This is a genomic window from Cupriavidus sp. 05T313, assembly GCF_056396665.1.
In genome coordinates this window covers 24,947-34,255 of record NZ_JBFTLX010000132.1, presented here as the reverse complement: position 1 = coordinate 34,255, position 9,309 = coordinate 24,947, and the positions used below count along the sequence as shown (strand labels likewise).

At 64.0% G+C, this 9,309-nt stretch carries 9 protein-coding genes and 2 tRNA genes; 6 read left to right on the top strand and 5 right to left on the bottom strand.

Annotation, left to right across the window (positions count from 1 at the left end):
- Both AC1DKD_RS25160 and AC1DKD_RS25155 read left to right on the top strand, forming a co-directional pair.
- Positions 1–445 (top strand): NAD(P)/FAD-dependent oxidoreductase (locus tag AC1DKD_RS25160; RefSeq protein ID WP_477143833.1); only part of this gene is annotated, 445 nt, incomplete at its 5' end.
- A gap of 218 nt (positions 446–663) precedes the next feature.
- Positions 664–739: transfer RNA gene (locus AC1DKD_RS25155), tRNA-Asn, on the top strand.
- An 89-nt stretch (positions 740–828) separates the two neighbouring features.
- Here the strand turns inward: AC1DKD_RS25155 and AC1DKD_RS25150 are convergent.
- From AC1DKD_RS25150 to AC1DKD_RS25135, 4 genes are all read right to left on the bottom strand, one after another.
- On the bottom strand, positions 829–1,725 hold the full coding sequence (locus AC1DKD_RS25150) for a c-type cytochrome (RefSeq protein WP_441634705.1): 897 nt from the start codon (positions 1,723–1,725) through the stop codon (positions 829–831).
- Between the two features lie 97 nt (positions 1,726–1,822).
- Entirely contained in the window at positions 1,823–2,104 is a 282-nt protein-coding gene (locus tag AC1DKD_RS25145; RefSeq protein ID WP_045235609.1) for a hypothetical protein, read from the bottom strand.
- Positions 2,105–2,338: 234 nt separating this feature from the next.
- Positions 2,339–4,447: an elongation factor G gene (gene fusA / locus AC1DKD_RS25140; protein ID WP_441634703.1), complete on the bottom strand. Its 2,109-nt coding sequence runs from the start codon at positions 4,445–4,447 to the stop codon at positions 2,339–2,341.
- 199 nt (positions 4,448–4,646) lie between these two features.
- Complete coding sequence (locus tag AC1DKD_RS25135) at positions 4,647–5,834, bottom strand: SDR family oxidoreductase (RefSeq protein WP_477143832.1); 1,188 nt, start codon at positions 5,832–5,834, stop codon at positions 4,647–4,649.
- A 271-nt stretch (positions 5,835–6,105) separates the two neighbouring features.
- Here AC1DKD_RS25135 and AC1DKD_RS25130 point away from each other — a divergent pair, with 271 nt between their 5' ends.
- Together AC1DKD_RS25130 and AC1DKD_RS25125 are read left to right on the top strand one after the other, a co-directional pair.
- The gene (locus AC1DKD_RS25130; protein WP_441634699.1) at positions 6,106–6,840 is read left to right on the top strand and encodes a response regulator; all 735 of its coding nucleotides are present in this window, start codon (positions 6,106–6,108) and stop codon (positions 6,838–6,840) included.
- Positions 6,841–8,172 carry an ATP-binding protein gene (locus AC1DKD_RS25125; protein ID WP_441634697.1) on the top strand — a complete coding sequence of 444 codons (1,332 nt, stop codon included), beginning with the start codon at positions 6,841–6,843 and terminating at the stop codon, positions 8,170–8,172.
- A gap of 291 nt (positions 8,173–8,463) precedes the next feature.
- Here the strand turns inward: AC1DKD_RS25125 and AC1DKD_RS25120 are convergent.
- A tRNA-Met gene (locus AC1DKD_RS25120) sits at positions 8,464–8,539 on the bottom strand.
- 129 nt (positions 8,540–8,668) lie between these two features.
- Between AC1DKD_RS25120 and AC1DKD_RS25115 the strand changes: the two genes are divergently transcribed.
- Positions 8,669–8,866 carry a cold-shock protein gene (locus tag AC1DKD_RS25115; RefSeq protein ID WP_006158572.1) on the top strand — a complete coding sequence of 66 codons (198 nt, stop codon included), beginning with the start codon at positions 8,669–8,671 and terminating at the stop codon, positions 8,864–8,866.
- 34 nt (positions 8,867–8,900) lie between these two features.
- A complete protein-coding gene (rpsU, locus tag AC1DKD_RS25110; RefSeq protein ID WP_006158571.1) occupies positions 8,901–9,113 on the top strand; it encodes a 30S ribosomal protein S21 in 213 nt (70 codons plus the stop codon).
- Positions 9,114–9,309: the final 196 nt, after the last annotated feature.

Sequence of the window (9,309 nt, the reverse complement as noted above, 5' to 3'; positions counted from 1 at the left end):
GGAATTGTGCGAGCAGATGGAGATGCAATTCGTCGTGGGCCAGATCAGTGGCTACGAGGAAAAGGATGGCCTGCTGACCGAGATCAAGGTGACGGGCGCAGACGGCGTCACGCGCCGCCTGCCGCTGGACGACCTGCTGGTGTTCTTCGGCCTGTCGCCCAAGCTCGGACCCATTGCGGAGTGGGGCCTGGACCTTGAGCGCAAGCAGATCAAGGTGGACACGGAGAAGTTCGAGACGAACATCCCCGGCATCTTCGCGGTAGGCGATATCAATACCTACCCCGGCAAGAAGAAGCTGATCCTCTCGGGCTTCCACGAGGCCGCGCTGGCCGCCTTTGGCGCCGCGCCTTATATCTTCCCCGAGAAGAAGATCCACATGCAGTACACCACTACCTCGCCGAAGCTGCACAAGATCCTCGGCGTCGATTCGCCGGTGTTCGACTAAGCCGGGCGCCGCGCCGCGCAGGTGGACGCAGCAAGCGTCAAAAAAATCGCCCTCCGGGGCGATTTTTTATGGCACAGACCCAAAACACCACCTATAATGTGGCCCTGCCTCAGATCACCGGGGTGGAACCAGAAGTTTCGCAGCACCGGCAGTAAAAAATTACTGCACAGATGTTGACGAATAAAAGAGAAACTGGTTACAATCCTTTTCTCAGCTGTTCCCTGATAGCTCAGTTGGTAGAGCGACGGACTGTTAATCCGCAGGTCGCTGGTTCGAGCCCAGCTCGGGGAGCCAAAGAATGTGAAAGGCCCGCAAGAAATTGCGGGCCTTTTCCATTTTTACGGCGCCATTTGTACCGCGGGAATCCCCTCCCGGCGCCGCGCTCAGCGGCTCGCACTCTGCGCTGGCAGCGCCTTCAAATGCAGGTAGAGAGCGCCCAGGTCGACATCGTCCATGCGCCCAAACGAATCGAACGGCATGACCCGGCTGACCGGCGACCCGTCCGGACGCAAGCCGCTGCGCATCATGCCGACGAACTTCTCCGGCGCGTCATAGCGCGCCATCGCACTGCCCGCGGGAGTCAGGTCGGCGGCCGGCGGCCAGTCTGGCGGCGCCCCGGGGATCTTGCCGCCGCGCAAGCCTGCGCCGTGGCAGCCGAGGCAGGCATTCGCCACGTAAGCGCCGTACTCCGGCGATACCGTAGCGGTCATCGGCCGCGCGGGCGGCAACCCATGATCGATCTTCTCGGCGGCATCCTTGACGAGGCCAAACCCATATAACGCCCGGACCATCCATGGGAGCCGCACCTCCGCCACCTCGCCCGGCAGCGGCGGCAAGCTGCGGACATAGGCAACAAGCGCACCCAGGTCGTCATCACTGAGGCGGTTGTAGTCCTCGCTTGGCATCACCATCAGAGCTCGCCCCGACGGGGCCACGCCATGGCGGATAGCCCGCACCCAATCCGCTTCCCGATAGCGCCCGATGACGGCGCTGCCGCTGGTCAAGTTGGGCGCGCGCACATACAGGCCGCCAGGATCGTCGATAAAGACACGGCCCTTGCCGCTGGCGCCGTGGCAATCCATGCAACCCCGCGATTCATACAGGTACTTGCCTCTCGCCAGCGCCTGGGCATCGTCGCGATAAGCCAGGGACACGACGGGCACGCTCACGATGCGCGCGCCCTTTCGCTCCCCTGCCAGCACGCCCACCAGCACCACGCCCGCCGCCAGGACGCAGACGCCCGTCAACGACCACAGCCCAATCCGGATCATGCGCTTCATTGCAGTCTCCCCACTGCCCGAAGCGCCCTTTATGCGCCATCCGCCCCACACGCGTCTGTGCCCTCGCCAACAGATGCGGCGCGCGAGCCTGCGGTGGCTATGCCCGCGCCTGCCTCGGTGCCTGCCCGAACAAGCCGCACTCGAGGTCGCTCTCGAACTCCCCGATCCAGCCCGGACCCTCGCTTGCGTCATACATGCTCTGGGCCTCCGTCGCCAGCCGCCGGACACTGACCTGCCGCCGCCTCACGCCGCCATTGGCCGGCTCGGAACCCTCGTCCTTGATCTCGAAGTCTTCCGGAGCGAAGCCGAGCCGTTCGCAGAGGGTTACAACCTCGCGTTGCTCATCGGCGGGAAATTGAGGAAACAAATGCTTAGCCATCGCACTCTCCCATCGAGTCGGACGGATGCCGCGAGGCGCGCGGCTGCGCAGGGCGTGACACATGGGCCGCCCCGACCTTGCCGCGGCTTGCCCGCGGCAAATCCAAACCGGCCGCATGGACGGCCGCAAATGACACGCGCCATTTCAAGCCTGCGGCACAAGCGGCAAGCGAAAGACGGCGCATCGATCCCATTGCCCCGCACAGCCTCCCAGGGGGCAATGGGCCACCGCAAGCTAGCGCGTGTGCCGGCTGTTGATGACCGCTTCGGCCACGCTCGCCGGTGCTTCCGTGTAGTGCTTGAATTCCATCGTGTAAGTGGCGCGCCCCTGGGTCAGCGAACGCAGCGACGTCGAGTAGCCAAACATGGTGGCCAGCGGCACCTCCGCGCGCACCAGCTTGCCGCCGCCGCCCGCGATATCCTCCATGCCATGCACGATGCCCCGGCGCGAGGACAGGTCGCCCATCACGTTGCCGGTGAATTCTTCCGGCGTTTCCACTTCCACCGACATCATCGGCTCGAGCAGGATCGGCTTGGCGCGGCGCATGCCTTCCTTGAATGCCATCGAGCCCGCCATACGGAAGGCATTCTCGTTCGAATCGACGTCGTGATAGGAGCCGAATACCAGCGTGGCTTTCACGTCCACCACCGGGTAGCCGGCCAGCACGCCCGATGCCAGCGTTTCGCGGATGCCCTTGTCGACGGCGGGAATGAATTCGCGCGGCACCACCCCGCCCTTGATGGCGTCGACAAACTCGTAGCCCTTGCCCGGCGCCTGCGGCTCCAGATCGAGCACCACGTGGCCATACTGGCCGCGCCCGCCTGACTGCTTGACGAACTTGCCTTCGACGTCCTTCGCTGCCTGCTTGATGGTCTCACGATATGCCACCTGCGGCTTGCCGACCGATGCCTCCACGCCGAACTCGCGCCGCATCCGGTCCACCAGGATCTCAAGGTGCAACTCGCCCATACCCGAGATAATGGTCTGGCCCGATTCCTCATCGGTATGCACGCGGAACGACGGGTCTTCCTGCGCCAGGCGATTCAGCGCCAGGCCCATCTTTTCCTGGTCGGCCTTGGTCTTGGGCTCGACCGCCTGGGAGATCACCGGATCCGGGAAGCTCATGCGCTCAAGGATGATCACATGGTCGGGGTCGCACAGGGTGTCGCCGGTGGTGGCCTCCTTGAGCCCGACCGCCGCGGCAATATCGCCCGCGCGCACTTCCTTGATTTCGCTGCGCACGTTGGCATGCATCTGCAGGATGCGCCCGAGCCGCTCCTTCTTTTCCTTGAGCGGGTTGTACACCGTGTCGCCCGAATTCACCACGCCAGAGTAGACGCGGAAGAAGATCAGTTGCCCGACGAAGGGGTCGGTCATGATCTTGAATGCCAGGGCGGCGAACGGTTCGTCGTCATTGGGATGGCGCTCCGCCTCCTTGTCGTCCACGGTGTGGCCGAGAATCGCGGGCACGTCCGCCGGCGACGGCAAGTAGTCGATCACCGCGTCGAGCAGCGTCTGCACGCCCTTGTTCTTGAAAGCGCTGCCGCACAGCATCGGCACGATCTCGTTGGCGACGGTGCGCTTGCGCAGGGCAGCCTTGATCTCGTCTTCCGTCAGCGGCTCGCCGCCGAGGTATTTGTGCAGGAGTTCATCGCTGGCCTCCGCCGCGGCCTCGACCATCTTCTCGCGCCATTCCCTGGCGACCTCCAGCAGTTCGGGCGGTACCTCGCGATACTCGAAGTGAAGCCCCTGGCTGGTGTCGTCCCAGACGGTGGCCTTCATCTTGACCAGGTCGATCACGCCCTGGAAACCATCCTCGGCGCCGATCGGCACCTGGATCGGCACCGGCGTGCCCTTGAGCCGGTCGGCAATCTGCGATCGCACCCGGAAGAAATCCGCGCCGACGCGATCCATCTTGTTGACGAAGGCGATACGCGGCACCTTGTACTTGTTCGCCTGGCGCCAGACGGTTTCCGACTGGGGCTGCACGCCGCCCACCGCGTCGTAGACCATGCAGGCGCCATCGAGCACGCGCATGGAACGCTCCACCTCGATGGTGAAGTCCACGTGTCCGGGAGTGTCGATGATATTGATGCGATGTTCAGGATAATTGCCGGCCATCCCCTTCCAGAACGCCGTGGTGGCGGCCGAGGTGATGGTGATGCCGCGCTCCTGCTCCTGCTCCATCCAGTCCATGGTAGCCGCACCGTCATGGACCTCGCCGATCTTGTGATTGACCCCGGTGTAGAACAGGATGCGCTCGGTGGTGGTGGTCTTGCCGGCGTCGATGTGCGCGCTGATACCGATGTTCCGATAGCGCTCGATGGGGGTTTTGCGGCTCACGGTGATCTCCTGTTGGGTATCACTCAAAAGAGTAACACTTCTACAGGCGCCGCATCGTACGGCACGCCACGGGCGGCGTGCCGGGCAGGTTCGACAGTTGAAGCAGTCGGCGAAGCCGGGTTGGCGAAACGCAGCCGCCGCAGACAAGTACCGCCTGAATCACGTCACCAGAGCATGACGAACGTGGAGCGCGCGGCAATCATGACTTGAAGTCCCAGCTCATTTGTTCAAGGATGCCAACCCCGCGCGAGGTACGCATGCACTCGCTGACGTAATCGGTAATCGACAACGGCTCGAAATTGATCTCCTCCCGGATGCGCCGGTTGTCGAACACATAGCCGAGTTCGGCAAAGCCCRCATACAGCCGCAGGGCACGTTCGATCAGGCGGCGGTTGCTGATGCGCTCGGTACGCGCCACATCCAGCGCCAGGGCCGGAAGCTCGCTGGCCGGGCACTTGCGGTAAGCCGGCGCGTCCTCGCTCGCGGCGGCCTCATCCATGGCGGCTACCACCTGCGCGATGGTCGGTGCGCGCGCGCCCGCAGAAAGATGGTAGGCATCGAAGCGCAGGCCGGGCTTGACCGCCAGCCGCAACAAGGCCTGCGCGCAGTCGTCCGCCGAGATCACGTCGATGCGGGTATGCGGGCCGGCGGTATAGCGGCGCGCCTGGTGGATGATCCGGAACAGCCAGAAGATGCTGGCCGACGGCTGCGTGCCCAGCACGGTGTGCCCGACCACGATGGAGGGCCGCGCCACCACCAGCGGCAGGTCCGGCAGGCTTCGGCGCAGCAGCACCTCCACTTCCTGCTTGCTGCGCGTGTAGGGCACCAGGTGGCTGGTGTCGTCATGCCCGGCATCCTGCTCCGAAACCCTGGTACCGCGCTGCGTGCCGCAAGCCATCGCGGTACCGACATGGACAAAACGCCGCAGGGCGGTACTGCCGGCAAAGCGAGAGGCAAAGCGCAGCGTGTCTCGCACGTTGATGCGCGTGACCTGCGGGTCTGTCGAGAACGAGGCCATCGCCGCGCAGTTGATCACCTGCGAGACACCTGACAGCCGAGCCACGACGGCGGGCGGGAAATCGCTGTCCAGCGCGCCGAGCAGCACGTTATCCTCCGTGAGCCAGTTCACGCGGCTGCGCAGCAGGCCGCACTGGACGGCGTTCTCGCGCAGGCGTGCCAGCGCGTCTGCCGTATCGCTGCCCCGCACCAGGCAGAGCAAGCGCCGCGCAAGGCCGGCATTGATGGCGGCCACCATCACATTGCCGCCGATAAAGCCGGTGGCGCCGGTCAGTAACAGGCTGTCGACGCCGGGCAGGCGTATGTCGCAGACATGCGGCCGGACAGCAAGATCCCGCGCTGCCGGGCTGGCGTGCCAATCCCACATCATGGCGCTCTCCTCAGAAGGCGTAGTTGACCGGACTCATGCCGAAACGCGCTGGCTTGCCTGGCGCTTGCCCCTGTTGTCTTGTTTGCTGTTCCACCGATGCTCCGCCTTGATGTCGAAGCACGCAGATTAGGGACGGCACGCCGCGATGTCTGTCCTGAAATAGAGCGAAATCTTGTTCAAATGTGCAAATTTGTCCGGAAGCGTCTCCGGCCCCCAACGCGGGCCGCTGGCCGGATAGAATCGGCGTTTTTCGGCCCCTGGGAAGCCTGTCATGAACGACGCCATGGCCAAGTACAAGGTATTGCTGGTCGAGGACGATGACCGCCTTGCGCAACTTGTCAGCGAGTACCTGAGCAATTACGAGTTCACGGTGGAGGTGGTGCGGCGCGGCGATATCGCGGTAGCGGCCGTCCAGGCCCACCGGCCCGCCCTGGTCATCCTCGATCTGATGCTCCCCCACATGGACGGCATGGAAGTCTGCCGCGGCATTCGCGCCTTCTCGCGCGTGCCCGTGCTGATCCTGACTGCGCGCGTGGACACCTACGACCAGGTGGCGGGGCTGGAGATCGGCGCCGACGACTATGTGGTCAAGCCCATCGAGCCCAGGCTGCTGGTAGCGCGGGCCCGCGCCCTGCTGCGGCGCGCCGCCGCCGAGCGGGTCGCCGTGCCCGCCACGCCAATGCAAAGGGACCACGAACTAGTATTCGGCGCGCTGGTGATTTCACCGCCTAACCGGCAGGTCACCTGGCGCGGACAGGAAGTGGACCTGAAGACCACCGAGTTCAACCTGCTGCTGATCCTGGCACGCGCCGCCGGCACCGTACTGAGCCGCGACGACATCCTCAAGGAGCTGCGCGGCATCGAATTCGACGGCATCGACCGGACCGTCGACTCTGGCATCTCCCGGCTGCGCCGCCGCTTCGAGGACGCTTCGCCCGAGCCGCACAAGATCAAGACCATCTGGGGCCGCGGCTACTTGTTCAGCCCATCGGCATGGGAGGAATGAATGGTCCGCTCGCTACTGAAGCTCTATTTGCTGGTGATGCTGGCTGCCGCCGCGGCGGTGGTCGCCATCAACTACACCTTCATTCCGCTGTTCCACGAGCAATTCACCGAGAGCGAACGCGTGAATCGTCAGGGTTATGCGTTCGTCCTGTCCGAATACCTCGCCCAGCACCCGGGCGAGTTGCGCAAGGGCGCGCTGGAAAAGCTCCAGGCGCATGCGCTCGAACGGTTCAAGCTGGCCGACGCCGCCGAACTGAGCCGGCTGGATGCGCGCCAGCGCCAGGATATCGCCGACGGCAAGCTGGTGCTGAGCTACGATGCCAAGGACTATTACCTGCCGCTGCGCGACGGGCAGGTACTGCATGCGCACAGCGTGGACGTGGACAACACCAACGTCGACGTGGTGGCCTATGCATTGATTGCTTTCGCCACGCTGCTCTCGATCGTGGCATGGGTCTGGTACCACTGGCGCGACCTGGACAAGCTGCAGCAGGCGGCCAGGGATTTCGGCCGCGGCAAGCTGTCAACCCGCGCCGACCTGCCCAGGCGCTCCAATATCTCGGAGCTGGCAATGCAATTCAATGAAATGGCGGAGCAGATCGAAGCGTCGATCGTGCACCAGCGGGAAATGATGCACGGCATCTCGCACGAGCTGAAGACACCGATCGCCCGGCTTGAATTTGGCATTGCGCTGTTGCAGTCGGCCGGCGCCGGCGAGGAAGAGCAGGCACGTCAGGCCCAGCGCCTGGAAGACCTGCGCCGCGACGTGCGCGAGCTTGATGAACTGGTCACCGAGTTGCTGACGCTCGGCCAGCTCGAGCAGGGTGCGGCCCCGATGATGCTGATGCGGGTTTCGGTCGGCGAGCTGATCGACAGCGTGGCGGCCAGCGTCGCCAACGAGGTGGCCGACCACAAGCTGACCCTGTCCGTGCTCGCCAGTGGTCCCCTGCCACACCACGTCTGCGATCCTCGGCAGGTGGCGCGGGCGCTCCTCAACCTGTGCCGCAACGCCACCCGCTATGCGCGCAGCGCCATCCAGTTGCGCGCCGAGACGGATGCCGCTGGCACCCTGTGCCTGACGGTGGAGGACGACGGGCCCGGCGTGGTGCCGGAGGAACGCGCCCGCATTTTCGAGCCTTTCCATCGGCCGGATTCCAGCCGCAATCGGCACACGGGCGGCTTCGGCCTGGGGCTGGCCATCGTGCGGCGCATCGCGCTGCTGCATGGCGGCCAGGTCGGGCTGGACAGCGGCAGTGCAGGGGGGGCGCGATTCGTGATCACGTTGCCCGCCATGGATGAGCCAGCCGTTGCCGTCAGCGCGCAGGCGGCTTGAAGGGGCTTGAGGAGATGCGTAATGAAACGTCCGGAACCCACAAATCCCTCGCCTGCGGAAGGCCGCCCATGAAGTGGTCGACGATCGCGGCCGTGGTGCTTTCCTGGGTGGGCGCCTGTGCGGCGGCGGGCTGGCTGGCGATGGTCTGTGCCTGATGGCGCCTGATGGCGCCTGTTGGCACTTGTTAGCACTGACTGATACGTGTAGACGTCCCGGTGACGCAAAAGGCGCAGGCACGCAAAACAAAAAAGCCCGCCGGACTACTGGCGGACTTTTGAGTAGAATATCGCCTGGTTGCGGGGGCAGGACTTGAACCTGCGACCTTCGGGTTATGAGCCCGACGAGCTGCCAACTGCTCCACCCCGCGTCAGAGGGGCGTACTATACGCCACTCTCGTGGATTTGCAAAGCGTTTTCAGCAAGCTTTCTTGACAGCGTTTACGTAAACGTGTAAAAGCAAGTGGGCGCATTCTTTGCGCTCAAAAAAGGATTTTTCCATGGAAACTGGTACCGTCAAGTTCTTCAACGCCCAGAAGGGTTTTGGCTTCATCACCCCGGACGCTGGTGGCAAGGACTTGTTCGTCCACATCTCTCAGGTTCGCGGGGGTGCTCCGCTGCAAGATAACCAGCGAGTGCAATACCAGTCGCAACAGGGCAAGAAGGGTCCTGAAGCGGCCAATGTTTCCCCCGTTTGAACCCGCCGCTTTGCGGCAATGCTAAAGGACAGAATTGACTAAGATCGTCTTGAAACCCGGTGAGCCCGTTGAAGTTGCAATGCGGCGTTTCCGTAGGGCCATCCTCCAGACCGGCCTGATCGTTGAACTCAAGAGCCGTACCGCTTACGAGAAGCCCACGACCGAGCGCAAGCGCAAGAAGAAAGCCGCGGAATCGCGCCTTCGCAAGCGTCTGCGCATGCAGATGCTGCCGAAGAAGATGTACTGATTTCGGCACCGCAAGCGGCGAACGCGCTCAGACGCGATCTGCCGCCGGCTGCATAAAATCCGCCAGCCACGCCTGGCGGATTTTGTCGTTTTAGCAGCGCCGTTGGCTGTCGGGCCCTTAACGGGCCCGACATTCGTCGACCGGCCCTGATACCGCCCTGCCCATCTTTCCGCCAGGATCGAGTACGGCCGGCGAA